Source organism: Pseudobutyrivibrio sp. LB2011, from assembly GCF_000701765.1.
In the GTDB taxonomy this organism is placed as follows: Bacteria; Bacillota; Clostridia; order Lachnospirales; family Lachnospiraceae; genus Pseudobutyrivibrio; species Pseudobutyrivibrio ruminis.
The window spans coordinates 1-25,213 of the sequence record NZ_JNJS01000007.1 but is presented as its reverse complement, the minus strand read 5'-3'; the positions used below and the strand labels follow the sequence as shown (position 1 = coordinate 25,213).

General features: G+C 38.2%; 20 protein-coding genes and 2 tRNA genes. 2 read left to right on the top strand and 20 right to left on the bottom strand.

Annotated features, from left to right (window positions below; all coding sequences use genetic code 11):
* Positions 1-15 precede the first annotated feature (15 nt).
* Together mnmA and T375_RS08990 are read right to left on the bottom strand one after the other, a co-directional pair.
* Positions 16-1,083, bottom strand: coding sequence for a tRNA 2-thiouridine(34) synthase MnmA (mnmA, locus tag T375_RS08995; RefSeq protein WP_044937605.1), 1,068 nt, complete (start codon positions 1,081-1,083; stop codon positions 16-18).
* A gap of 13 nt (positions 1,084-1,096) precedes the next feature.
* Entirely contained in the window at positions 1,097-1,687 is a 591-nt protein-coding gene (locus tag T375_RS08990) for an HD domain-containing protein (RefSeq protein ID WP_044937604.1), read from the bottom strand.
* Between the two features lie 178 nt (positions 1,688-1,865).
* On the opposite strand from T375_RS08990, the gene T375_RS08985 reads away from it, so the two are divergent.
* On the top strand, positions 1,866-3,311 hold the full coding sequence (locus T375_RS08985; RefSeq protein ID WP_044937602.1) for a GGDEF domain-containing protein: 1,446 nt from the start codon (positions 1,866-1,868) through the stop codon (positions 3,309-3,311).
* A 20-nt stretch (positions 3,312-3,331) separates the two neighbouring features.
* Entirely contained in the window at positions 3,332-3,727 is a 396-nt protein-coding gene (locus T375_RS08980) for a DUF6548 family protein (protein ID WP_044937600.1), read from the top strand.
* A 48-nt stretch (positions 3,728-3,775) separates the two neighbouring features.
* Here the strand turns inward: T375_RS08980 and T375_RS08975 are convergent, their stop codons facing one another.
* The 18 genes from T375_RS08975 to T375_RS08890 form a co-directional block, all read right to left on the bottom strand.
* Positions 3,776-5,485: a methyl-accepting chemotaxis protein gene (locus T375_RS08975; protein WP_044937598.1), complete on the bottom strand. Its 1,710-nt coding sequence runs from the start codon at positions 5,483-5,485 to the stop codon at positions 3,776-3,778.
* Positions 5,486-5,642: 157 nt separating this feature from the next.
* Positions 5,643-6,743, bottom strand: coding sequence for a DUF4179 domain-containing protein (locus T375_RS08970; protein ID WP_044937596.1), 1,101 nt, complete (start codon positions 6,741-6,743; stop codon positions 5,643-5,645).
* Positions 6,740-7,303, bottom strand: coding sequence for an RNA polymerase sigma factor (locus T375_RS08965; protein ID WP_044937595.1), 564 nt, complete (start codon positions 7,301-7,303; stop codon positions 6,740-6,742). The genes T375_RS08970 and T375_RS08965 overlap by 4 nt, the downstream gene beginning before the upstream one ends.
* 133 nt (positions 7,304-7,436) lie before the next feature.
* The gene (locus tag T375_RS08960) at positions 7,437-7,892 is read right to left on the bottom strand and encodes a GAF domain-containing protein (RefSeq protein ID WP_044937593.1); all 456 of its coding nucleotides are present in this window, start codon (positions 7,890-7,892) and stop codon (positions 7,437-7,439) included.
* An 8-nt stretch (positions 7,893-7,900) separates the two neighbouring features.
* Complete coding sequence (locus T375_RS08955) at positions 7,901-8,131, bottom strand: hypothetical protein (RefSeq protein ID WP_044937591.1); 231 nt, start codon at positions 8,129-8,131, stop codon at positions 7,901-7,903.
* 94 nt (positions 8,132-8,225) lie between these two features.
* Entirely contained in the window at positions 8,226-8,537 is a 312-nt protein-coding gene (locus T375_RS08950) for a YbjQ family protein (RefSeq protein WP_044937589.1), read from the bottom strand.
* Positions 8,518-9,162 (bottom strand): MerR family transcriptional regulator, encoded by a 645-nt coding sequence (locus T375_RS08945; RefSeq protein ID WP_044937587.1) that lies wholly within the window; start codon positions 9,160-9,162, stop codon positions 8,518-8,520. Before T375_RS08945 ends, T375_RS08950 begins: the two co-directional genes overlap by 20 nt.
* Positions 9,159-9,974 (bottom strand): alpha/beta fold hydrolase, encoded by an 816-nt coding sequence (locus T375_RS08940; RefSeq protein WP_044937585.1) that lies wholly within the window; start codon positions 9,972-9,974, stop codon positions 9,159-9,161. Before T375_RS08940 ends, T375_RS08945 begins: the two co-directional genes overlap by 4 nt.
* Before the next feature lie 3 nt (positions 9,975-9,977).
* The gene (locus tag T375_RS08935) at positions 9,978-10,772 is read right to left on the bottom strand and encodes a YhfC family intramembrane metalloprotease (protein ID WP_044937583.1); all 795 of its coding nucleotides are present in this window, start codon (positions 10,770-10,772) and stop codon (positions 9,978-9,980) included.
* Positions 10,773-11,357: 585 nt separating this feature from the next.
* Entirely contained in the window at positions 11,358-11,747 is a 390-nt protein-coding gene (locus T375_RS08930; RefSeq protein WP_049960374.1) for a flavodoxin family protein, read from the bottom strand.
* Between the two features lie 150 nt (positions 11,748-11,897).
* On the bottom strand, positions 11,898-15,098 hold the full coding sequence (gene carB, locus T375_RS08925) for a carbamoyl-phosphate synthase large subunit (protein ID WP_044937581.1): 3,201 nt from the start codon (positions 15,096-15,098) through the stop codon (positions 11,898-11,900).
* Positions 15,098-16,168, bottom strand: a complete 1,071-nt coding sequence (locus T375_RS08920) for a carbamoyl phosphate synthase small subunit (RefSeq protein ID WP_044937579.1) — start codon at positions 16,166-16,168, stop codon at positions 15,098-15,100. The genes carB and T375_RS08920 overlap by 1 nt, the downstream gene beginning before the upstream one ends.
* Before the next feature lie 167 nt (positions 16,169-16,335).
* Positions 16,336-20,136, bottom strand: a complete 3,801-nt coding sequence (locus T375_RS08915; protein WP_044937577.1) for a phosphoribosylformylglycinamidine synthase — start codon at positions 20,134-20,136, stop codon at positions 16,336-16,338.
* A gap of 152 nt (positions 20,137-20,288) precedes the next feature.
* Positions 20,289-22,694, bottom strand: coding sequence for an ATP-dependent DNA helicase (locus T375_RS08910; RefSeq protein ID WP_044937575.1), 2,406 nt, complete (start codon positions 22,692-22,694; stop codon positions 20,289-20,291).
* A gap of 49 nt (positions 22,695-22,743) precedes the next feature.
* On the bottom strand, positions 22,744-22,971 hold the full coding sequence (locus tag T375_RS08905) for an HPr family phosphocarrier protein (RefSeq protein ID WP_044937573.1): 228 nt from the start codon (positions 22,969-22,971) through the stop codon (positions 22,744-22,746).
* Between the two features lie 333 nt (positions 22,972-23,304).
* Positions 23,305-24,525 (bottom strand): EAL and HDOD domain-containing protein, encoded by a 1,221-nt coding sequence (locus T375_RS08900; RefSeq protein ID WP_044937571.1) that lies wholly within the window; start codon positions 24,523-24,525, stop codon positions 23,305-23,307.
* Positions 24,526-24,709: 184 nt separating this feature from the next.
* Positions 24,710-24,780: transfer RNA gene (locus tag T375_RS08895), tRNA-Trp, on the bottom strand.
* A gap of 165 nt (positions 24,781-24,945) precedes the next feature.
* Positions 24,946-25,018: transfer RNA gene (locus T375_RS08890), tRNA-Ala, on the bottom strand.
* Positions 25,019-25,213: the final 195 nt, after the last annotated feature.

Below are 25,213 nucleotides of genomic sequence, written 5' to 3'. Positions count from 1 at the left end.
AAAACCCGCTTAACTCTAGTCTCTTAAAATTGTTCCACCACCAAGTACTACATCGCCATCATAGAAAACAGCTGCCTGTCCTGGTGTGATTGCTCGCTGTGGCTCATCAAAAACAACCTTTGCTGAAGTTGCATCAATACGCTCAACTGTGCATGGCTGCTCAGTCATACGATAGCGAACCTTGGCCTTGCATTTAAATGTAGGTCTGTCGTCTGTTGGATCAATCCAGTTGATGTTCTTAACAATAGTGGTTGTTGTAAATAAATCTTCGTTTTTACCAAGGATTACCCTGTTGTTAGGCACATCAAGTGCGGTTACATAAAGAGGATGTTCTGCCGAAATACCAAGCCCCTTACGCTGTCCTATTGTGTATCCAACAATACCCTTGTGTGTACCCATAACATTGCCATCCTGGTCCACAAAATCTCCTGATGCATATTCCTTACCTGTAAATCGCTTTAAGGCTGAAACATAATCTCCGTCTGGAACAAAGCAAATATCCTGACTATCTGGTTTATTTGCATTTATAAAATCATGACTCTCAGCAATCTTTCTAACCTCATCCTTAGAAATTTCACCTAGTGGAAATTCAGTGTGTTCAAGCTCCTTCTGAGTCATTGCATATAAAACATAGCTTTGATCCTTGTTTGAATCCAGTCCCTTAAGAAGCTGATAACCATTGTCAGTCTTTCTTATTCTTGCATAGTGTCCTGTAACTATTTTCTCACAGCCAAGAATCTCGGCTCTGCGATAAAGCTCATTAAACTTCATGTTCTTGTTACATTCAATACAAGGATTAGGTGTCATACCATTTTCGTAGCAATAGATAAAATCATCTATTACAGTTTCTCTGAATTTATCCTGAAAATTGAAGGTATGATGTGGCATTCCCAAACGACGCGCTACAGATTTTGCATCCTCCACATCATCCAGGGAACAACATGTGTGAGAATCACACACACCAATATCTTCATTGGCATACAGCTTCATTGTACATCCAATGCATTCATATCCTTTTTCCTTCATCATTAAAGCGGCAACACTACTATCTACGCCACCGCTCATCGCAATAAGTGCTTTCATTTTTCCTCCAAAACTATTCGTCTTTAATATTTCCTCGACTTACATTGTCGCTAATAATTGCATCAACCACTTCGAAAAGCTTTTTCGAACCTAAAGCTGTCTTGTCCTGTCTGCCATGTACCTGTGTAGCATTGACTCCATGCTTGCGCCAATCTTCTCCACCATTGCTATTATTAAGCATTAGTGGCTGTACATTATCCATTGCACGAGCAAACTTAGCCTCTGCTGTTTCATAGGCTTCGAATTCTTCAAAAAGAGACATCAATTCCTTTGCCTGATCTTCTGGAAGCATTCCGAATATACGATTCTTAGCAGCTTCCTCTCTGGCAGCTTGTGTCTTTTTGTTTTCCTCATCATAGGCATAGGTATCACCTGCATCTATCTCCACAATATCGTGAATCAAGCACATCAGCATTACTTTACCTATATCAACTGGTTCATTTGAATACTCTCTGAGAAGATACGCCATAATGGCCATATGCCAGGCGTGCTCAGCATCATTTTCATTTCTGCCATGGCCCGACAAATGAGTTTGTCTAAAGATATTCTTTTCCTTATCTATTTCTAATGCAAAATCTAATTGTTTTTTAAGTCTATCGTCCATTTTAATATATCTCCTATCAATTTAGTAGATAAATCTATTATGGGATAGAATAAATTAAAACTCTAGTCTTTTCAACATAAAATCATTTCAAAAAATACCACAATTTTCACAAAGTAGGCACAAATATTAAATAGAATAAGTAATAATCCTTATACAATGTTATTTCTATAGGTAAGATATGGGTAACAATTTATATTCACTACTAAAACAAACAGCAAATCTATCTTCTCTTCCATGCACAATCATGTCTGTAGAGAAAAAATCTGATGGCACCTGTGGTGATATTCGTTTTTACGCCATAAACGATATCTTCAAAAGAAGCTACTACGACATGTTTATGGAGCAGGAAGGTAATAATAAAGTTGCCTTTGAAAATTTTGACGAGGTAATTGAAGGACAATTGTATACTGCTCATCTTCCAAAGGAACCAAAATTCGAAGACATATGCTTTAGAGCTGCCTGGGGAAATGAGCATATTCACACATATGTAGATACTACTAAAATTTATGGCTACTGGACTGAGGACATTTTGTTTCCTGTGAACTGTGCGCACGGAGAAAATGTTGCCTATTGCCAGTTTATGTACACTCTTAATAAGGAAATGGATACTGGAAAATTCAGTGCTGTATCACCTGATATTTCCAGCTTTGTAATTAAAGCTTGCCTGGAAATGAGAAATGAAAATGCATTCTCAACAAGCATGGACATAATTACAAAGGACTTGAGAGAATATGTGGATTCAGAGTCTGCTTGTATTCTGACTGTAGATTACGACCAAAAGAATTTTGAAATCATAAGCGAATCTGTAAGAGACAACGCTTACTGTATCAAGGAAATCTTTTCCCATTTTCCATTTGATATAGTTGGTTGTTGGCAAACTCTTCTTTCAGAAACCAACAATATAATTATTCAAAACGAGCAAGATATGAACCTCTACGAAGCGAAAGCTCCTGCCTGGCTAAAAACATATAAAGATGCAGGCGGTCAGGCTCTTTGCCTTATGCCATTTATTCATCATGGAAATATAATAGGCTATCTTTATATATCAAATTTTGACACTTCAGAAATGACTAGAATCAAAGAAACTTTGGAGCTCATTTCATTTTTCCTGACAGCCGAAGTTGCCAATCACATGATTCTAGAAAAGCTGGAATATCTCAGCAACGTAGATGTGCTTACAGGCGTTTTAAACAGAAACTGCATGAACGTTAATGTGGATGAGCTTTCCCTTAAGCTGAAGCTGGATCCCAAACCATTTGCAGTGGCCTTCTGTGATCTAAATGGTTTAAAAACAATAAACGACCATGGCGGACACAATTCAGGGGATGAATTATTAAAGGATGCTGCCAAGGTGCTTAAGGAAGTTTTTATAGGTGATCAAATATATCGAGCAGGCGGTGACGAATTCGCCATCATATCCCTTAATAGCACAGAAGGGGAATTTTTAGAAAAGCTTGCCCTATTACGACAAAAGGCCTGTGATCCTGATTGGTTAAATTTTGCTATAGGACATTATTACGATGCAAATAGCGGAAATCTTCGACTGGCAATGAGATATGCAGATGAAAACATGTACGAGGATAAAAATGCCTTTTACGAAGCCTATCCTGATAAACGTAGATAATATACGAAAGGTGACATACTATGAATACAAACAGAATTGTGAATGAAAACTTTTATGATGAATACCAGTACTTTGATTCCGTGTTGGCAAAGCGTTTTAAAATCGAGGAAAACGGTGTAGTCAGATACGTAAAAGAAATGAAAAATGCCGTCATCGATGTGCGAGATGTTTTACCAGAGTGGGATCTTACAATCGCCCGCTTACAGAAAATGAAAGTTCGCTACGACAGTCTCGACAATGCCGAAAGCAGTTTTGATGACTTCCAAGGAAAAGATGAGGATGTAGTTTGGATTAAAGTGTTCCTTACCAAGCTAGAATCCCATGCAGATCCTCTTTCAAAATACAGCAAACTGGAATTTACCTATAAGAAACGTAAAAAGAGCTTTTTCCAAAAACTAAAAGCACTATTTAGCTAAAACAAAAACCAATCCCCATGACAGGGATTGGTTTTATTATTATCTTCATTAAATTGTAAATGAATCTTTAATATCTCTAAGCTCGTTAGAGTTTTCTTCTGTCTCACCTACAACCTTTACAACACCGTCAGAAAGCATTGCTACATCAGTTGCTTTTTCTGCCACTGTTGTTACCGCTTCTGCCGCCTCACCTACAGTCTTAGAAATCTCATCAACTGAAATAGAAATTGCAGTGGTAGACTCCTGAAGTTCTCCAATCTTTTCTGATATATCGCCTAATACATCTGAGAAATTCTCTGCATCAAGCTTGTAGTTATCTGCCATTTTAAGGAAGCTATCATAATCGTTTGCAACATCTTTTTCTATATATCCAAGTGTTCTTGTAAGACACTCATTCATTAAGTCTACAGAATTCTGAACCTCAGATACGATTTCCATAATACCAGCAACTGTATCGCTAGACTGAGTTGCAAGTCCACCGATTTCTGTAGCTACAACTGCAAAGCCTTTTCCTGCCTCACCTGCACGAGCTGCTTCAATTGATGCATTTAAAGCAAGGAGATTTGTCTGGCTTGCAATATCCTGAATTGCCGCTGCAAGAGAATTAACCTTCTCAACAGCTTTTGACTTTTCAAGTGCTTCCTGTCCCTGTGCATTAATCTCTTCGTACATTCTTTCAGTCTTTTCCTTGGCTGCAACAGTTTCATCATAGACTGCACTTGCTTTCTTTCTGGTCTCTTTTGCATTGTCTGCACCGACCCTAACTTCATCAGCAATAGCATCAGCATTCTCTTTGATTGCAACTGTTCTTTCGCTGATTACGTCCGTGGTAGCACTTGTTTCCTGCATACTAGCTGCAAGCTCCTCAGATGTGGCTGAATTGTCTGCATTAGCAGAATCGATTTCAGCGGTAATATCCTTAAGTCTAAGAGCATGTCCTTCCAAATCAACAGAAGTATGGGCAATACGCTCAACTATATTTCGAAGGCTCTCTTCCATCTCTCCTACAGCTCTAGCCATAGTTCCAGTTTCATCCTTCTTATGCTCAATAACTTCCAACTCACCACTTGAAGAGAAATCAAGCTTTGAAACACTACCAATAATATTTGTAATAATCTTGATTGGTCCAGTTATGCCTTTGGCAGCAACAATACCTATAATAAGCACAACCACACCAACTATACAAGATAAGAGAATTCCAAGATTTCTAATCTGGTTAATCTCTGCCATAATCTCTGACTCATTTGCCACGCAAACTGTCACCCAGCCAGCTGACTCTATTACCTGATATGAACTATATTTAGCAACGCCATTTTCATCTACGTAATGAATAATACCGCTTGGAACATATGAGCCTGTAGGTATTTGCGCCAGTATATTTTTCACATCCTCATTAAATACCTCTGTTCCGATTTTATCTTCCTTCTTGTGATACAAGAAAATGCCATCCTGATCTACAACATAAATAGAGCTAGAATCTATACCATTTAAACCTCTACCTTCAAAAATAGGCTTAAGCACTTCATAATCTACTCCTTCAAGTCCCTTCGCTGCAATTTCCTGCTCTACAATTTCCGAGCATAGAGTGGACAAATCCTGCATATTGTTTTCGTTGACTTTCTGGATAGTAGCCTTTGCTCTTGGAATGATATAAGCAATGTTGAGTACGAAAAACGCAACAACACTTATAACTATCAGTGCGAGTATCTTCACATATATAGAATGAAGATTGAATCCTTTCTTTTTAGACTTTTCCATATAATACTCCTTTCAGTATATATAGTTATTTTCCAAATTATTTTTATGTTGCGAACAATACTATTATATATGGATACTGTATATATTTTGTGTTTTTTCTATAAAAAATGAGACATTCTTCCAAGAATGTCTCATTTTAATATCTTTATTTATGATTTTACTGTATTTCTATCTCAACTTTATCAACTCCACCACAATCTGTTGGCCATAGTAGTAAGGATTTTATTTCAGAAATATCAATAACTCTATCAAAGCAACTTGCACATACTGCATATTCCTCAGTATCATCTGTAAATCCGCTAGAGCCTCCGTTTCCAACATAAGGAAGTCTAGTACCATCTTTCATTACAAAACCTGTAAATTCAGGTATTCCGGTGCCGTCCTCACTAGCCTCTACCTTTCCATTAACCTTATAGTTCACTGTTATTGATACAGGTGATATATCTATAGTTGTGATTGTAAAATTGCTTTCAGGTACATCTTTATTTACTGTTATTGTCTGGGCGTTGCTAGTGGTTGGAAGCTGTAATTCAAAGCTCCAATTACCTTTTACTTGCGCCTCATACTCGGCTTTACCAGGATATATTCCAAGTGAAGAAAATTCCACATGTAGGGTATTTCCTGGTATTGTATTTAATCCATCTACCGCCTGAATTTGGATTACGTATTCCAAATCTCCATTCTCATCCAAGTAATGACCAATAAATCCATCCTGCTCAAGTGGCGATCCATCCTCATAAACACCCATGCCATTATCATCAATTATAATTCCATCATAGAAGTAGCTGCTTCCACTTACCCATGAAGACTCTGAATCTTTCTCATCACCTAAATAATAATCTACATCTACCCCTGGCTCTTCTTTATCAGAAATGCTAAATCCCGAAACTTTAAATGATACATATGCAAATTTATCATCGGCAACTACTGTGTCAGGAGCTATAGTGATTCCCTGATCTGTCACTTGATATGAAGAATAATCAGCAAGCTCAGGATATACGATAGCCTGTCCCTGTTCAGTTAAAGTCTGCTGCTGCACATCAGAAGATTTTAGGGCACCACTCATTCCTCTTCCCCAGAAATGATGTATGGCTGCTGCAGCTGTGGCTGTTGCTAGAAGAGCAAAACAAATACATGCAACAAATGATAATCTCTTATGAAATTTTACAACCTTTTTTCCCTCCGAATATCTATATGCTTTTACTAATACTGTATCGTCGATTCCAACCATACTTAAATACAAATCTCTACTTCTCATGATGCTAAATATCCCTCCCTTACTAATGTGCTCTGTAGCTTTCCTCTTAATCTACTAAGAGTCACTGATACGTTGTTCTGAGTCATTCCAAACTTTTTAGCAATTGTACTGATATCCTCTGTGTAAAAATATCTACATGAGAAAATATAAGCTTCCCTGTCTGGTAGATTATTTACAAAATCTCTGATAATACGCGAAAGCTCTGCCCCAAGAATTGAGCCTTCAACATCACTTGAATCTGGTATACATTCCTCAAGCTCATCAAGTACTTCCGCTATTTCTCCACCGCCTCTTTTTTTCGCTGTCATATTCTCGTATTTATTAAATGCAATGTTACGAGTAATCTTCCCTAAAAAGATTCTCAAAATCTGAGGTCTTGTTGGCGGAATTCTTTTCCATGCCTTCATATATGTATCATCTAAAGCTTCTTCCACATCCTCTGGACACTTTAAAATATTTCCTGCTATAGATGCCAGATAATTGCCATACTTAACATCTGTCTCTTCAATTGCACGTTCATTACGATTGAAATATAACTCTATTATCTCCTCGTCTCTCATATTTGCTCCCTTCGAATTGTTATTTGTAGGCCTTACATCTATATAGACAGGAATTAGATTTGTATCTTACAAAAAATATAAAAAAAATTACTCAACCTATTTTACTATAGGTTGAGTAATTATGACTCATTTTTTATTCAAAGGTAATTACTTCTTCTAAAGCTTTTACAAACTTTTCTAATCCAAGCTTATCGTCCTCTGAAAATCTATTAAGATTTGGACTATCAATATCAAGCACGCCCACTACTTTGCCATCCTTATGAATAGGAACAACAATCTCTGAATTAGAAGCGCAGTCGCATGCAATATGTCCTGGAAACTCGTGTACATTTGGTACCACCAAAGTCTCATCATTACCTGCTGCAGTGCCGCACACACCTTTGCCAAGTGCTATTCTAATACATGCAACCTTTCCCTGGAAAGGTCCAAGTAAAAGTGAGCCTTTGTTCATCAAATAAAATCCTGCCCAGTTTAAATCCTCCATAGCATCATATATAAGTGCTGATGCATTTGAAAGAACAGGGATAAAGTTTGGCTCATCCTCTGCAAGTGATTTAATCTGGTCTGCTAGTAAATTATAATCTGTCATTTGTCCTCCTACATTACGCAGCTTCTGCCATCTCTGCCTTCCATGTTGTCATCCTTTACATATCTGGCATTGAATTCCATGTTAATATCTCGAAGCTCCTTTTTTCCTTCTATGTAATCCTCGTACATCTCAGCAAGGCCTGCCATACATCCATCACAGTTTGCTTCGATATTTCCAAGAGATTCCTTTACAATTTGCTCTCTTTCTTCTTTTGTAGTGTCTTTAATTAAATATGACATAGCGTATCTCCATTAGAATAAATTTAAATTTTGCACAATTATACATCATAGATATAAAAAGAGCCAGAAGTTTTATCTTCCGGCTCATAGTGTTTTACAAGAACTTTACTGCAGTTCCATAGGCAAGTACCTCTGCTGCTCCCTGCATAACAGATGACGAAGCATATCTCACTCCTACAATAGCATCTGCCCCAAGCTGCTCAGCCTCATCTACCATTCTCTTTGTAGCAATCTGTCTGGCTTCAACAAGCATATCTGTATAGCCTTTAATCTCACCACCAACAAGTGTCTTCATACCAGCCATGAAATCCTTACCAAAGTTTTTAGACTGTACGATAGTTCCCTTTACTACACCGATTACCGCAAACTCCTGTCCTGGAATTGTTTCAATACTTACGAGCTTCATTTATTTCTCCTCCTTCTATTTCCTTTAATCTTTCTTTTAAAGCAAGAAGTGTTCCCACAATCATTGCTCCAAATAACACTATAATAGCAATTACAAATCCAATTGGTGTCTCAGGATCTGTAAATTCGGCCCATCCAATAAAAGCAATCATAGCAACGAAAAATATAATACTTACTGTGGCTGCTATAATTGGGCCTCTCTTTGACTTCTTAATATCAGTTTTATTAACATCCATAAACTTAACGCCCCCTTTCTCAAGTCTCCTCATTTCCTCGAGATAAGAATCAGCCTGTAGATTATCAAACTGAACATTGGCTTCTATGATTTCTTTACACATCTCTTTCATGATATCCAGCTCTTTCTGACGATGCGTAAAAAGAGATATGTGGCTATCCAAACAATCTGTCATAGATATCTGTCCTGTTTCCAATTTACGAATATCCTCTATCGGAACATCTAAGCTTCTAAGCAGCTTTATCTTATTTAAAAGCTCCACATCCTTCAGGGAATACTCTCTATATCCATTATCTCTGTTTCGCTCTGGACTAATCAGTCCCTGGTCTTCATAAAAGCGAATATTCTTTTTTGTAATTCCAACTAGTTCTTCTACTTGATTAATCTTCATGCTGTCTCCAAAAACTCTTCTATTAGCCTGTTAATTTCGTCGGGCTTATCCGTATTTGCGTTATGTCCCGCCCCTTCAATCCAATGAAGTGGCAATCCGGTGCGAGCATGCCAAGCTCTATTGTACCTTTTAGTAGAGCCTGCCATATCCTTTGTGCCACATATAAGCATGGCAGGGCAAGCAATCTCATAAGGAAGCTCTTCTTCCACAGCCTCTACCAAAATCCTATAGCCACCGCCTGCAAGACGTGAATATCTTTCCTGGTCACCGTCATAGGTCATCATAAACTCCTTCATTAAGGCACGTCCATATTCAGAGGTTGCCACCCCATTTGTTCCCTGCCGTAAAAGAGTTTTCCATGGATAATAGCGATATACCGGAGTCATTCTATGAAGTAGCCATAGTTCAATTCCTGTATAATATTGCTTTTGCAATGGGGCGGAATCAATGGATACAAACCCCACCGCTTTATTAGGAAAAAGCTGCATAAACATCTGACCCAAATATCCACCCATAGACTGTCCTATGATAACAGGCTTATCGAAACCATTTTCCACAAGGATTTCATTTAACCAAGTAGCCTTATCCGCCAAGGAAAAATCCATATCAAATGGATATGAAGTGGCATGAGCTGGTGCATCCCATACAAACACAGGATACTTCCCTTCAAAACACTCAATCTGCATATCAAATAATCTGTGATCTGCAGTTAACCCAGGTAAAAACACTAGCTGTTTATCCTGACACTCACCATTAGTATTTATCCAATAACGAATATTCCCGCATCTGGTACTATAAACTTTTTCGACCATAAATTATTCTCCTATGGCAATTGTCTGCTCAGCAGAAAATTTCTTATAAACAACTACTGCAATAATGGAAACTAATACAATCAATACAATTTCCACTACTATAACCGGTGCATATCCTGCCACCAAAACAGTTACAAAATCTGCAAAGGCATGTAATGCAATTGATAAGAAAAGTAGCTGAATCTTTCCGTCTTTGACTGCCCTATAAACAATATAGGAAAGTGACAGATGTAATGTAATGGCAACGACTCTCTCTACTCCAGCCATGTAAAAATCCACTGGGCTAGTAGTCCATAAAACTGTAAGCTGATCAATAGTCTGCTGTTTAATATCGCTGTCAAATAACTCCAAAGATTTCTCCATTAATCCAGTATTAATCATATAAGCGCTAATCAGATTTGATACTGTAGTCATGCCAACTATAATCATAGCCTCAATTCCACCGTGACCAACACCGTACATAAATGCATTTTCTTTATTAAGGAATCGCTTCATAAACAATTTCATTGATATGAAACGACCAACCTCTTCAAAGATTCCAGCTGCAAGGCCACCATAGATGGCTTTTATAAGAATATTTCCAGTTAAAGCTTCACCAAACTGATTAATCATTCCTATATGCAACAGCTGTTCAAGCACAAGAGCAAATACTACAAATGTAGCAGCTCCTATCCAAAAGCTAATCATTTTTGCTTTTAGCTTGTTCATTGCATATAGCAATAATCCTATTGGCAAACCAAATGAAATTAATAGTGTAAAACACATCCCTATAATAGATGCTAAAGATACTGTTTCCATGTCATCCCTCCCGAGTTAATATTGAGACTTGGCCTTGTCTATGCTTGAAATATAAACCTTCCATAAGGTAGAAGGTCAACACTTTTCTTAAATTTTGCAAATAATCCACATTTATTTTAAAGTATACCATAATCTCTGTCCACTTGCTGCTCTTCTTTCTGAATATGATTTTACAGAACTAGTTAGTACAGTTTTTTTCCTAACACAGTAAAAAATCACTGTACATGAATTATTCATTTTTTTGATATGACAGTTATTTTGATACAATTCTTTAAAATAACTGTACGTAACATTTATCACTATTCCGCTGATACAGTTTTTAATACATTTCATCTGAAAAAAACTGTATCGCAAATATTAGCATACAGTTTTTATTTAAAACTCTGTCAAAAAAACTGTATTTTCAAAAATCAAGTTCACTCTGAGGGCATTAGAATACAGTTATTTTCCGATATTAGGTAAAAATAACTGTACAAGGCCTAAAAAAACTTCTAACACTGCCCCAAAAACAACAACAAAAGGATGCCACCTGTATAACACTAGATAGCATCCTTTTATTAATCTTAATTCACGCCTTTTTTCAATTTATATAAACTTCTTAGCAAATTCTTCTGCCTCTGCAAGCTGCTTATCATTTGGCTTATTTCTAACATAGCAAGTCTCATCAGCAACTTCGATGCCCTTTTCCTTAAGTGCCTTCTTAATTAAATCAATAGAATGCTTTGAAATCCAAGAAGTTGAAAATACTACTGCCTTCTTAACTTTCTTACCATCGATTCCTGCTAAATAATCATTCATTACCTTATCAAGTCCATAAGCGTATAATGCGCCACCGATGAATAAAACATCGATGTCTTCAGTAATCTTTGCGCTATCCTCATCTACTGAGATAGGGATTACACCTGCGCCCTTTGCAATTGCCTCTGCAAGGCTCTTTGTATTTCCTGATTTAGAATAATATCTAACTGCTACCATAATTTACCTCCTGAATCACAGACTATTAAATGCACTATTAAATTGTGTCCAATTTGTATTTTTAATATACATCCCAATCCTAACTATGTCAAGCAATAAAAAAAGCTATCCTGCATATCAATGCAAGATAGCTTTAAATCAATCATATATTTATATCTTAGCCACATCCACAAGTGTATATTCTGTAGTTGCGCTTTCAAGTGATGTAGCAAGTGCTACTGCAGTATCGATTGCTGTGATACAGTTAACACCAGTCTCGATAGAATTTCGGCGAATGAGGAATCCGTCTCTTGTCTTATCTCCGTGTCCCTGTGTAGGTGTATCGATAACAAGGTCAATCTTGTGACCAAGGATAAGGTCCATTACGTTTGGAGATTCCTGTGAAATCTTGTTTACCTGAAGTGCATCTACTCCTCCATCCTGCAGATACTTTGCAGTTGAGCGTGTAGCGTAGATCTTGTATCCAAGCTTCTCAAATCTCTTTGCAACCTCAAGAGCCTCTGGCTTATCAGCATCCTTTACAGTAATAATCATCTGCTTATGCTTTGGAAGAACCACACCGGCCCCAAGGAATGCTTTGTATAAAGCTTCCTCAAATGTCTTTGCAATACCAAGGCACTCACCAGTTGACTTCATTTCTGGTCCAAGGCTTATCTCAGCTCCACGTAGCTTCTCGAATGAGAACACTGGCATCTTGATTGCAATGTAGTCAGCTTCAGGCTGGAGGCCTGGCTTGTATCCCATTTCTGTAATCTTATGACCAAGAATTGCCTTTGCAGCAAGGTCTACGATTGGAATACCTGTTACCTTACTGATGTATGGAACTGTACGTGAGCTTCGTGGGTTTACCTCGATTACATAAACCTCTCCGTCCATGGCGATGAACTGGATATTAATCATTCCAAGTACGTGAAGTGCCTTTGCAAGTCGCTCTGTATAGTCTACAATCTTGTCCTTAATATCCTGGCTGATTGTGTGAGCAGGATATACTGAGATACTATCACCTGAGTGTATACCAGTACGCTCAATATGCTCCATGATACCAGGGATTAAGATATTTTCACCGTCACAGATGGCATCAACCTCAATTTCCTTTCCCTGTAAGTACTTATCTACAAGGATTGGGTGATCCTGAGCAATCTGATTGATGATATCCATGAATTTCTCAATCTCATCATCATTAAAGGCAATCTGCATTCCCTGTCCACCAAGTACATAAGATGGGCGAACAAGTACTGGATAACCAAGTCTGTTTGCAACTTCCTTTGCTTCCTCAGCAGTAAATACTGTGCCGCCGGCAGCACGTGGAATCTGTGTCTGCTCAAGAATTTCATCAAAGAGCTCTCTATCCTCTGCTGCATCTACGTCCTCTGCCTTTGTTCCAAGGATTGGCACGCCGATTTTCATAAGATGCTCTGTAAGCTTGATAGCTGTCTGACCACCGAACTGTACGATAGCACCGTCTGGCTTCTCAAGATTTACGATTGACTCTACATCCTCATTTGTAAGAGGCTCGAAGTAAAGCTTATCTGCTATATCAAAGTCAGTTGAAACTGTCTCTGGGTTGTTATTTACGATGACTGTCTCCCAGCCTTCCTTTGCAAACGCCCATGTAGCATGAACTGAACAGTAGTCAAACTCAACACCCTGACCGATTCTGATAGGACCAGAACCAAGTACAAGTACCTTCTTTCTGTCCTTTGTCTCTACAGCTTCGTTTTCGCTTCCGTAAACACTGTAGTAGTAAGGTGTCATGGCATCGAACTCTGCTGCGCATGTATCAACCATCTTATAAGCAGCCACAATGCCGTTATCATAACGCATCTGACGAACCTCGTCCTCAGTCATCTTTCCATTCAAGTGTGCAATTACGCTATCTGGGAACTCAATTCTCTTTGCTTCTTTAAGAAGTTCAACTGTAAGCTCTTCCTGCTGAAGTCTAAGCTCCATTTCAACAAGAATCTTAATCTTATCAATGAACCACATATCAATCTTTGTGATATTGTGAATAGTCTCGTAAGATGCTCCACGTCTGAGAGCTTCAGCGATACAGTAAATTCTTCTATCATCAACAACCTTAAGTGCTTCGTTAAGTTCCTCATCTGTCATATCGCAGAAATCGTAGCTGAGAAGCGAATCTACATGCTGCTCAAGTGAGCGGATTGCCTTCATAAGGGCACCCTCAAAGTTGTTGCATATAGACATTACTTCGCCAGTAGCCTTCATCTGGGTAGTAAGCTTACGCTGAGCTGTGATGAACTTATCAAATGGAAGTCTTGGAATCTTTACTACGCAGTAATCAAGCATTGGCTCAAATGATGCATAAGTCTTCTTTGTGATTGCATTTGGGATTTCATCAAGTGTATAACCAAGAGCAATCTTTGCTGCTACCTTTGCAATAGGGTATCCTGTTGCCTTTGATGCAAGTGCTGATGAACGAGATACACGTGGATTTACCTCGATTACACAGTACTCAAAGCTTTCTGGATGAAGCGCATACTGTACGTTACATCCACCTGTGATTCCAAGCTCATCTATAATACGAAGTGCAGATGTACGAAGCATCTGATATTCCTTGTCGCCAAGTGTCTGTGAAGGAGCAACTACGATTGAGTCACCTGTATGTACACCAACTGGGTCGATGTTTTCCATGTTACATACTGTGATGCAGTTGCCGTTGGCATCACGCATTACCTCGTACTCGATTTCTTTCCATCCAGCGATACATCTTTCTACAAGAACTTCATGGACACGCGAAAGACGAAGACCATTTGTAAGAATTTCTACAAGCTCCTGCTGGTTGTTTGCAATACCACCGCCTGAACCACCAAGTGTATAAGCAGGTCTAAGTACTACTGGATAGCCGATTGTGTTAGTAAACTTGATACCATCCTCAACTGTGTTTACAACAAGTGATGCTGCAACAGGCTCACCAAGCTTTTCCATTGTATCCTTGAATGCCTGTCTATCCTCGGCTCTAAAGATTGTCTCAGCTGTGGTACCGATAAGCTTAACTCCTTGCTCCTCGAGGAAGCCGCTCTCTGCAAGCTCCATACCAAGGTTAAGTCCAGCCTGTCCACCAAGTGTTGGAAGAAGTGAATCTGGCTTTTCCTTAATAATAATCTGCTTTAAAACGTCTACTGTAAGAGGCTCAATATAAACCTGATCTGCTATCTCTTTGTCTGTCATGATTGTGGCAGGGTTAGAGTTTACAAGGCAAACCTCAATTCCCTCTTCCTTAAGTGAACGACATGCCTGTGTTCCAGCATAATCGAACTCTGCCGCCTGTCCAATAACGATAGGACCTGAGCCAATCACCATTACTTTCTTAATGTCACTTCTCTTTGGCATTACTGCTCTCCTCCCATCATCTTAATAAATCTATCAAATAAATATCCGCTGTCCTGTGGTCCTGGGCATGCCTCAGGATGGAACTGAACAGTGAAAATGTTCTTTCCTGTATACTTAAGTCCCTCATTTGTTCCATCGTTTACATTCACAAATGCTGGTACTGCAATTTTCTCATCAAGTCCATCTGTATCAACTACATAACCGTGGTTTTGTGATGAAATGTATACTTTGCCAGTCTCCAAATCCTTTACAGGATGGTTGCCACCTCTGTGTCCGTACTTAAGCTTGTGAGTATCTAGACCAGTTGCAAGTGCCATAAGCTGATGTCCAAGGCAAATTGCAAAAATTGGTACATTGCTGTCATAAAGCTTTTTAACCTCATCAATGATAGGCCCGCAGTCCTTTGGATCGCCAGGTCCGTTTGAAAGCATAATACCGTCTGGCTCTGCTGCAAGGATTTCCTTTGCAGGAGTGTGGGCAGGATAAATAGTAACCTCACATCCTCTATCAATAAGAGACTTTGCAATATTTCTCTTTGCACCAAAATCTAATAGTGCCACCTTTTTTCCGTTTCCTGGTAGAACTGTCTTCTCCTGGCAAGTAACCTTTGAAACTACATCCCCAGTTCTATATGCCTGAAGCTTTGGCTTGATTTCTTCGAAATTAAAGTGCTCATTTGTAGTAATCATTCCGTTCATTGTTCCGCGGTCGCGTAAGATTATTGTAAGAGCACGTGTGTCGATACCTGAAATGCCAGTGATATTGTGCTTAACCAAGAAATCCTGAATTGTGCCCTTGCAGCGGAAGTTTGATGGAATTCTACTAAGCTCTCTAACAATAAATCCATCAGGCCATGGTCTGCCACTTTCCATATCATCTGTAATACCGTAATTACCAATAAGTGGATATGTCATGCATACGGCCTGGCCTGCATAAGAAGGATCTGTCAGAACTTCCAAATATCCAGTCATAGAAGTATTGAAAACAATCTCACTAACGACCTCTCTGGTAGATCCTATGCTTGTGCCTTCAAATACTGTGCCATCTTCCAAAATCAAAAATGCTTTCATCTTTCCTCTTTTCTACCCTTTTTATAGTCCGCTTTCCAAATAGTTCTATTATTTTTTCAATATCGTTATCACTATATTCATTGAAAAAATAAGAACTATTTTGTAAAGCTCATTTAAATTTTTATAAAAATCCAAGGTATAGAAGATACCTTGGATTTACGATTATTTTAGCGGAAGTAATCCACACCAGATTCGAAAATCTTCATGTCCTGATTACCATAAATGTTAAGTGCTACGCCACTACCTCTACGCTCTGCATGAGCCATCTTACCAAATACTCTACCATCTGGACTTGTAATACCTTCGATTGCATAGTAGCTTCCGTTGATATTCCATTCCTCATCCATTGTAGGGTTACCATTTTCATCTACGTACTGAGTAGCAACCTGTCCGTTTTCAAAGAGCTTCTTAATCCACTCTTCTGAAGCAACGAAACGTCCCTCACCGTGAGATGCTGGTGAACAATAAGTCTCTCCAAGCTGTGCACCTGCAAGCCAAGGTGACTTGTTGCTGACTACCTTTGTATAGGCAATCTTAGAAATATGACGTCCTATTGTGTTGTATGTAAGAGTTGGTGAATCTGCTGACTGTGTATGGATTTCACCGTAAGGTACAAGACCAAGCTTGATAAGAGCCTGGAATCCATTACAGATACCTAACATCAAACCATCTCTATTTTCTAAAAGATTTGTTATAGCTTCCTTCATCTTTGCATTTCTAAATGCAGTTGCGAAGAATTTAGCTGAACCCTCTGGCTCATCACCAGCTGAGAATCCACCAGGGAACATAACAATCTGAGACTGAGCAATTGCTCTTGTAAACTCATCTACTGATTCTCTGATGTCCTCGGCATTCTGATTCTTGAATACCTTTACATTTGTGATTGCGCCTGCCTTTTCAAAGGCACGAGCTGAATCGTATTCACAGTTTGTGCCTGGGAATACTGGAATAAATACTCTTGGCTTTGCAATCTTATTCTTGCTAATGTAGAAGTTCTTAGCCTTGTAAAGCTCTGTATTTACAAGAGATGTATCTTCATGACTGCGTGTCTTAAATACCTTTTCAAGAGTTCCTGTCCATGCTCCAAGAGCCTCATCCATAGAAATCTTTACATCCTTGTATGTGAATGTTGCATCATCTGTAACTTCACCAACTTCGTAGCCACAATCAGAGAATCCTCTCTTTTCAAGCTCCTGAATGATAGCAAGTGCGCCATCCTCTGAAACTTCAACTACGATATCGCCAATTACACATCCGAATAATAATCCGTTCTGGCATTCATCAACCAGCTTTACACCAAGCTTGTTACCAAAGGCCATCTTAGAAACAGCTGGTACTAATCCGTATGCATCAAGAGCATATGCAGCCTTGATGTTTCCAAGCTCTACCATCTGTCTGATTACTTCAAATACAACCTTTGCCTGACTGTAATTTGGCTGGTCATAATTGTCACGAAGAATTCTAAGTAAGAAGAGCTTATCTCCTGCTTCCTTTAACTCTGGAGTAACAATCTCCTGCTGCTTTGCCACATCAACTGCAAATGATACAAGTGTTGGAGGAACATCGATTTCATTGAATGTTCCTGACATAGAGTCCTTACCGCCTATAGAAGGAAGACCGAACTCCATCTGAGCCTTGTATGCACCAAGGAGTGCAGCAAATGGCTGGCTCCATCTCTTTGGATCTTCGCTCATTCTGCGGAAGTATTCCTGGAATGTGAATCTGATTTTCTTGTAATCACCACCAGTAGCTACGATACGTGAGATTGACTCAAGTACAGCTAACTGTGAACCATGGTAAGGCGACCAAGAGCTTACATATGGATTAAAGCCATAAGCCATCATTGTAACAGCATCTGTATTTCCATCTGCAACAGGAACCTTAGCAACCATTGCCTGAGTTTCTGTAAGCTGATATCTACCACCGAAAGGCATAAGTGTTGAGCCAGCTCCAATTGAGCCATCAAACATCTCAACAAGACCTTTTTGTGAGCAAACATTGAGATCAGCAAGTGTATCAAGCCAAGCAGCCTTTAAATCATTATTCTCAATGTCCTTTGCTACCTTTTCGATACCAATTCTATCGATGTATTTATCATTGCTATCAGGAAGTTCTACATATACATCTGTCTCCTGATGAGCACCATTCGTATCAAGGAATGCTCTTGAAAGGTTAACAATTTCCTTACCTCTCCAGTTGAGAACAAGTCTAGGCTCCTCAGTAACAACTGCAACCTCAATTGCTTCAAGGTTTTCCTCTGCAGCATACTGCAAGAACTTATTAACATCAGCTGGTGATACAACTACAGCCATTCTCTCCTGTGATTCTGAAATAGCAAGTTCTGTTCCATCAAGACCTGCATACTTCTTTGGAACCTTATCAAGATCAACTGTAAGTCCTGGAGCAAGCTCGCCGATTGCTACTGATACACCGCCGGCACCAAAGTCGTTACACTTTTTGATAATATATGAAACTTCTTCTCTTCTGAAAAGTCTCTGAATCTTTCTTTCTGTAGGTGGGTTACCCTTTTGAACCTCAGCACCACATACTGCAGTAGATTCTGTATTGTGAGCCTTTGAAGAACCTGTAGCACCACCGATTCCATCACGTCCTGTACGTCCACCAAGAAGAATGATTTTATCTCCTGGATCTGAATTCAATCTCTGAACTGCGCGTCTTGGAGCAGCACCCATAACAGCACCAATCTCCATACGCTTTGCAACATAATCTGGATGATATATTTCCTTTACATATCCTGTAGCAAGACCAATCTGGTTACCATATGAGCTATATCCATGAGCAGCTTCACGAACAAGCTTCTTCTGTGGAAGCTTTCCTTCGATTGTATCCTTTACTGAAACTGTTGGATCAGCAGCACCTGTAACACGCATTGCCTGATATACATAAGTACGTCCTGAAAGTGGATCTCTGATTGCACCGCCAAGACATGTTGCAGCACCACCAAATGGTTCGATTTCTGTAGGATGGTTATGTGTCTCATTCTTAAAGTTGATAAGCCACTCTTCATCTGTTCCATCTACATTAATGGGTACAACGATTGAGCACGCATTAATCTCATCAGATTCTTCCTGATCATCAAGCTTGCCATCTGCTTTAAGACGCTTCATAGCAAGAAGTGCCAAATCCATTAAGCATACAAACTTATCATCTCTATCCTTATAAAGAATCTTGAAGTTATCAAGATAATCATCAAAAGTTGCCTGAATAGGAGCTTTGTAATAACCATCTTCGATAGTAACGTTCTTTAACTCTGTAGAGAATGTTGTATGTCTACAATGATCAGACCAATATGTATCTAATACCCTGATTTCTGTAACAGTAGGGTCTCTGTGTTCTTCATTGGAAAAATAGTTCTGAATGTGAAGGAAATCCTTAAATGTCATAGCAAGATTTAAGGAATCATATAAATTACGTAAATCATTTTCAGCCATAGAAATGAATCCGTCAAAAGTCTTGACGTCGGCTGGCTCATCGAAATTATTAGATAGAGACTCTGGCTTTTCAAGTGAAGTCTCTCTAGAATCAACTGGATTAATACAATGTGATTTTATAGCATTAAATTCATCGTCAGAAATGCTACCCTCAATTACATAGGTAGTTGCTGTATGAATAGTAGGATTCTCATCCTCATTTAGAAGTTTAAGACACTGCTCCGCAGAATCAGCTCTCTGGTCAAACTGACCTGGTAAAAACTCAACAGAAAAAACTCTGCCATTGTAATCAAATGTTTCTTCATAAACATCATCAACAGGTGGCTCCGAAAATACCGTCTTTACCGCTTTTTTAAAGACCTCATCAGAAACATCCTGAATGTCGTACCGAATCAGAACCCTGACTCCTGTAACACCCTTGATGCCTAAGTAACTTCCTATTTCGGAATACAGTGACTTAGCAGATACTGCAAACTGTGGTTTTTTCTCAACGTAAACTCTTCTTACCTTGCCCACTTTACACCTCCGTGATATTTATTTTGTATCGCAGGGTGTACAAAACCTCGCACACCCCACAGTTGTAGATAGTATATCACAATTTGTTCACATGTCCTAATACTTTTTCAGTCTATTTTTTTAATTAAATTTGTTACTTTTTAACGAAAGTTTTATTCCTTATCTTTCCAGAATCCTTTAACCTGCTCTTCCACACTTTCTACAGATGTGAATGTAGCATCATTCCATTCTCTTGGAAATGTTTTTCTATAGCTTCCAAACCTGAAGCGTTCATCAAGCAATGCAATAACTCCCACATCGTCTTTGGTTCTGATAAGACGTCCTGCCGCCTGGATTACTTTATTCATACCAGGATACAAATAGGCATACTCAAATCCATTTTTGCCATTCTCATCAAAAAAATCAGACATAAGCTTTCGCTCGTTGCCCACCTGTGGAAGCCCTGCCCCAAGTACTATAGAACCAATAAGCTTTCCGCCAACTAAATCTATACCTTCTGAAAAAATCCCTCCAAGAGTACAAAACGCTACCATTGATTTGTCTCTTTTCTTTTCAAATTCCAGCAGGAAATCTTCTCGTTCTTGTTCTGTCATATTTTGCTGTTGAACTATTACATCAACATCACCCATTATGTCACTATATTTGCTTTGTATATCCTCCAAAAACTTGTAAGAAGGACCAAAAACCATATAGTTTCCCTGCTTCGCTTTTACGATAGTATTGATGTAAGTTGCAAATTTCAGATACTCATCATCACCTCGTCTTGTGTACTTGCTGGTAACATCTGTACCTAACATCAAAAGACGGTTCTTTTGATCAAATACCGAATCCACATATATGGCATACACATCTTTATCATTACAAAGCAAATCCTTGTAATAATCGATAGGAAGTAATGTCGCGCTAAAGTATACTGTTGCCCTGGCCATTCGGAGCCTGTCCTGCAACTGTGCAGATGGATCAATACAATATAAATGAAGATTGAAGTTTTTATCCTCATCGAAATCACAGTATATACGATAGTGATCACTATCCTGTTGATACGCCAAGGCTGTAAAGTTTCTCAATCTGAAGTAGAAATCTAATACTTCATCCTGATATATTCCAAATTTGATTTCTTTTTTAAATAGTTGTTCCAATATCATTTGAAGATTGTCACAAGCATTTAAAAGCATATCAACATCATCCAGCACTGTTATATCGTGATCACACTCACGCTTATATTCCAGCATAATCCTATTGCATTTTTCCAATGCATTAACTAATTTCTTGCTGACAGGTTTAGCATACCTTTTTATAGAAAGAATTTCTTCCTTGATGAGAGTTTCAGAGTACATCTCTCTTGCTCTATCAACCATGTTGTGAGCTTCATCAATAAGAAAAATGTGCTCGCCACCTTTGCCTTCAGCAAAAAATCTCTTCAAATATACATTTGGATCAAACACGTAGTTGTAATCACAGATAATGCCTTCACACCACGTACTAACATCTAGTGCCAGTTCAAATGGACAAACTACGTATTCTTCGGCATAGCCAAGAATAACATCTCTTGTTATTACCGTCTCCTTAGTAATTACTTCATATATAACGTCGTTAATTCTATCAAAATGTCCCCTGGCATAAGGACAATAATCCGGATTACAATCAGCCTCATCGCAAAGGCACATTTTCTCCTTTGCTGTCAACATGATTGTTTTGCCTTCATATCCCTTTTCCACTAAAAGACTATATGCATCCCTAGCTGCGATTGCAGTAGCCGTTTTAGCTGTAAGATAAAAAACACGCTCTGCAAGATTTTGCCCAAGGGCCATTACTGCAGGATAAACGTTGGCGATAGTTTTTCCTGTGCCTGTAGGAGCCTGCATGAACAAAATCTTTCTTCTATATATACTTCTGTATACATCACTAACAAGTTTCTTTTGTCCATCTCTGTATTCATAAGGGAATTCCAAACCTTGAACAGATTCTAGAAGCTCCATCTTATGATAATATAGGAAATCAGACCATTTCTTAAATATACCAACAATTGTTAAAAACCACTCTTCTATTTCTTCATAAGTATAGACATGATTAAAATACTTAACCTCTTCTGTCTCCAAGCTAACATAAGTCATCTGCACTTCGATTGTCTCAAGACTATATTCAGAAGCAACCATATATGCATAACATTTAGCTTGAGCTTCATGAACAAGTACAGGCTTTTCAAATGTCATTACATCCATATACATTCCTTTTATTTCATCAACTGTGGCTGTAACAACATTTCCAGATTCGTCTCTATCTAAAACAAGACCGTCAGCTCTCCCTTCCAGTCCAAGAATATAGTCTTCATATTCAATCTGGAATTTAAGTGGAACTTCAGCACTATAAAATGGACCCATAGAACTTTGAATTTTTCTATGGATCCTACTTCCTGCTTGCATCGCCTCAAAAGGATCTACAGACCCTTTTCTGTCATCGATATCTCCTTCTCTAAGAAGAAACTCGACTAAGTTGCGAACCGAAATATTTATTTGTGCTTTTTCTCCCTCTGGAGCTATTAATCTCGATACTTTCATAAATAAAAAACCCTGTGATAATCACAGGGTTATTATACCTTATTCTATTCTATGCAACAACGAACTTCTTAACAGCGTTTTTAAAAGATGGTTCGATGTGATCTGCAACATAGACATCCATGTCTCTCTTGATACCCATTGCAAGTACTCCAAGAAGGGACTTACCATCGATATAAACTACTCCGCTATGAAGGTCGACATCGCCGCCACACTTAGCAGCTGCTGTAACAAACTCTTCTGCATCCTGTGTGTTCTCAAGTCTAATTTTAAACTTCATAAACTAAATCAACTCCTATAAAAACCAAAATCCATTTACTACAATACGTCTTCCGTAACGTACTTGATATTTTATAACATCATTTATAAATACTGTCAATGCAATTTTTGTCACACACTTATCAATTCGTGCAGTAACTTTTTGATTTTTATAAAAAATTGCTATGTGAAGATTATCTGAACACTTTTTTAAATTTTAGTTTCCATAAAAAGCCTTATTATCGGTGTTTGTGCGATATTTTTACAAGCAAGTTTCCATGTTGACAAATTATATTGATTTAGTGTCCAAATTATTAAATTTTTGTAAATTTGTATTTAAATGAGTACAAAGTCACTAAATAAACATATTGCCATACCATTTCAAGGCTTCCACGTATGCATCGTACACATCATGCATCTCAATATCATGAAGAACCATTAATCTGGAAACTTCCTGCCAATCACCAGCTTCATAGCTAAGTAAGAATTCAAGCTGAGGTGAAAAGATGCCATCATCTTCTACTAAAGCCTTCTTTATCTCATTACTAACGCCAACTTGCTCTAATGCCTTTTCCATAGGCATATCTAGTATCAAATTAAGTAGAGAAAACAGTCCCATTAGGAAAAGCTCATCTTTTCTCATAGCATAATCGAATACAGGTGCCAGATTTTCTGCAAATCTTGCTCTAACTAATGATAGTCGTGTAATCTCATTTGGCTTACCAGCTGCTAAACCATTAAATAATGTTGTATTTAGCCAACGTCTAATCTCGCGTTGTCCTAAAAGTGCTGTAGCTTGAGCAATGGATCTAATATTAGAATTTACTGTAAGCTTATTAGCAATTTTCAATAACTCAATAGAAAGAGCTGGATCTTGTCCAATAACATTCGATACATCGCTAAGATTAAAATCTGGCTGATTAATAACTGTCATCAACTTCATGTAATTAATCTTAATAGGCGAAACCTCTGTATCTTGTTCATTAATTGGAACTCTAAAGAAAGTACCTTCGAAAATTTTGAATAGACCAGATTCTTTAGCAGCATCAAATTCTTCCTTGCTATGAAGATTCTCTGCGCAAAAGTCCATATCAGGAATAACTTTTCTAAACTCCTTAGCCTGAGCAACAACATCTCCAGCATCGCTATTAATAAGGAATAGATCAAAATCGTTTAGCATAAACTTAAAGTCATCAATGTTAGCAAGAGGCAAATCCTTCATAGCCAACTTGAAACCTTTACTTTTCAAATCAAGTAAACGTTTATTATATGATTCTTCTGGCTTAATAGTCTGATCAACCAGTAAAACTATTCTTCCATCAAAGCCAGTCAACTGTTGTTCTATATTAGAAAATAATGAAATATTATTAATAGGAATAATTATGCTGCAGTTAGCAACAAGATCATCCTCCGAAACACTATCAAAAACTTCAATTCCTACGATAGCGCCAGCACCATCATATTTTCCTGCGCCTAGTAAATGGGGATGTTGATATAAGTTCTCCTTCTGCGCATATAAGCAATATGATGCAACTGACATATCTTCGTAAAACAGTGGTACCAATGTAGCAAGCATAATCCCTTCTCCTTTGCACGTAATATAGTAAAAACCCTTAAGAAAATTATAAATTGAATTTTCTGACTATTTTAGTTTATTATATCATTTTGTTTTTACACATTCAATTAATTAAGTAGTGTATTTATCACTGTTTTATATACGAAAAAAGCCCTGGAAGTATATCTTCCAAGGCTTTTAGTAACAGGGGATGAGAGAATCGAACTCCCACCAAAGGTTTTGGAGACCCCTATCATACCATTTGACCAATCCCCTAAATCGTAAGCGAAAAACCCAAAATTGATTTGAGTCCCTCACCCACGCGACTAGTAAATATTAACACAATATCTAGTCGCTTTCAATAGAAAAATCACAAAATTTTCACATTATTTTTTCTATCTTAGGCAAACAAAAAGTTCTTGCATTTAGCAAGAACTTTAGTGGAGACGGAGAGATTCGAACTCTTGACCCCCTGCTTGCAAGGCAGGTGCTCTCCCAACTGAGCTACGCCCCCAAATAGTGGTTTCTCTACGAAAAAAGCAAGCTCTTGCTTGCTACTTCTCTTATAGCAACCTCAAAACTTCACACAGTAAAACTTAGTTTCCGAAAATTCGCTACACATCTTCCTTTTAGAATAAACCTTCGATCTATTAGTATTCATCAGCTGAATGCGTTACCGCACTTACACCTTGAACCTATCTACCTTATC

Excerpts from the sequence above, each read along its gene's own strand:
- T375_RS08960 (WP_044937593.1), bottom strand. The coding sequence starts at position 7,892 with ATGACAGATTATAATTTACTAGCAGACCAGATTAAATCACTTGCAGAG.
- T375_RS08950 (WP_044937589.1), bottom strand. The coding sequence starts at position 8,537 with ATGAAGCTCGTAAGTATTGAAACAATTCCAGGACAGGAGTTTGCGGTA.
- T375_RS08900 (WP_044937571.1), bottom strand. The coding sequence starts at position 24,525 with ATGCTTGCTACATTGGTACCACTGTTTTACGAAGATATGTCAGTTGCA.
- T375_RS08940 (WP_044937585.1), bottom strand. The coding sequence starts at position 9,974 with ATGGTCGAAAAAGTTTATAGTACCAGATGCGGGAATATTCGTTATTGG.
- T375_RS08980 (WP_044937600.1), top strand. The coding sequence starts at position 3,332 with ATGAATACAAACAGAATTGTGAATGAAAACTTTTATGATGAATACCAG.
- carB (WP_044937581.1), bottom strand. The coding sequence starts at position 15,098 with ATGCCAAAGAGAAGTGACATTAAGAAAGTAATGGTGATTGGCTCAGGT.
- T375_RS08975 (WP_044937598.1), bottom strand. The coding sequence starts at position 5,485 with ATGGAAAAGTCTAAAAAGAAAGGATTCAATCTTCATTCTATATATGTG.
- T375_RS08955 (WP_044937591.1), bottom strand. The coding sequence starts at position 8,131 with ATGTCATATTTAATTAAAGACACTACAAAAGAAGAAAGAGAGCAAATT.
- mnmA (WP_044937605.1), bottom strand. The coding sequence starts at position 1,083 with ATGAAAGCACTTATTGCGATGAGCGGTGGCGTAGATAGTAGTGTTGCC.
- T375_RS08990 (WP_044937604.1), bottom strand. The coding sequence starts at position 1,687 with ATGGACGATAGACTTAAAAAACAATTAGATTTTGCATTAGAAATAGAT.
- T375_RS08945 (WP_044937587.1), bottom strand. The coding sequence starts at position 9,162 with ATGAAGATTAATCAAGTAGAAGAACTAGTTGGAATTACAAAAAAGAAT.
- T375_RS08910 (WP_044937575.1), bottom strand. The coding sequence starts at position 22,694 with ATGAAAGTATCGAGATTAATAGCTCCAGAGGGAGAAAAAGCACAAATA.
- T375_RS08985 (WP_044937602.1), top strand. The coding sequence starts at position 1,866 with ATGGGTAACAATTTATATTCACTACTAAAACAAACAGCAAATCTATCT.
- T375_RS08930 (WP_049960374.1), bottom strand. The coding sequence starts at position 11,747 with ATGGTAGCAGTTAGATATTATTCTAAATCAGGAAATACAAAGAGCCTT.
- T375_RS08970 (WP_044937596.1), bottom strand. The coding sequence starts at position 6,743 with ATGAGAAGTAGAGATTTGTATTTAAGTATGGTTGGAATCGACGATACA.
- T375_RS08965 (WP_044937595.1), bottom strand. The coding sequence starts at position 7,303 with ATGAGAGACGAGGAGATAATAGAGTTATATTTCAATCGTAATGAACGT.
- T375_RS08905 (WP_044937573.1), bottom strand. The coding sequence starts at position 22,971 with ATGAAGTTTAAAATTAGACTTGAGAACACACAGGATGCAGAAGAGTTT.
- T375_RS08935 (WP_044937583.1), bottom strand. The coding sequence starts at position 10,772 with ATGGAAACAGTATCTTTAGCATCTATTATAGGGATGTGTTTTACACTA.
- T375_RS08920 (WP_044937579.1), bottom strand. The coding sequence starts at position 16,168 with ATGAAAGCATTTTTGATTTTGGAAGATGGCACAGTATTTGAAGGCACA.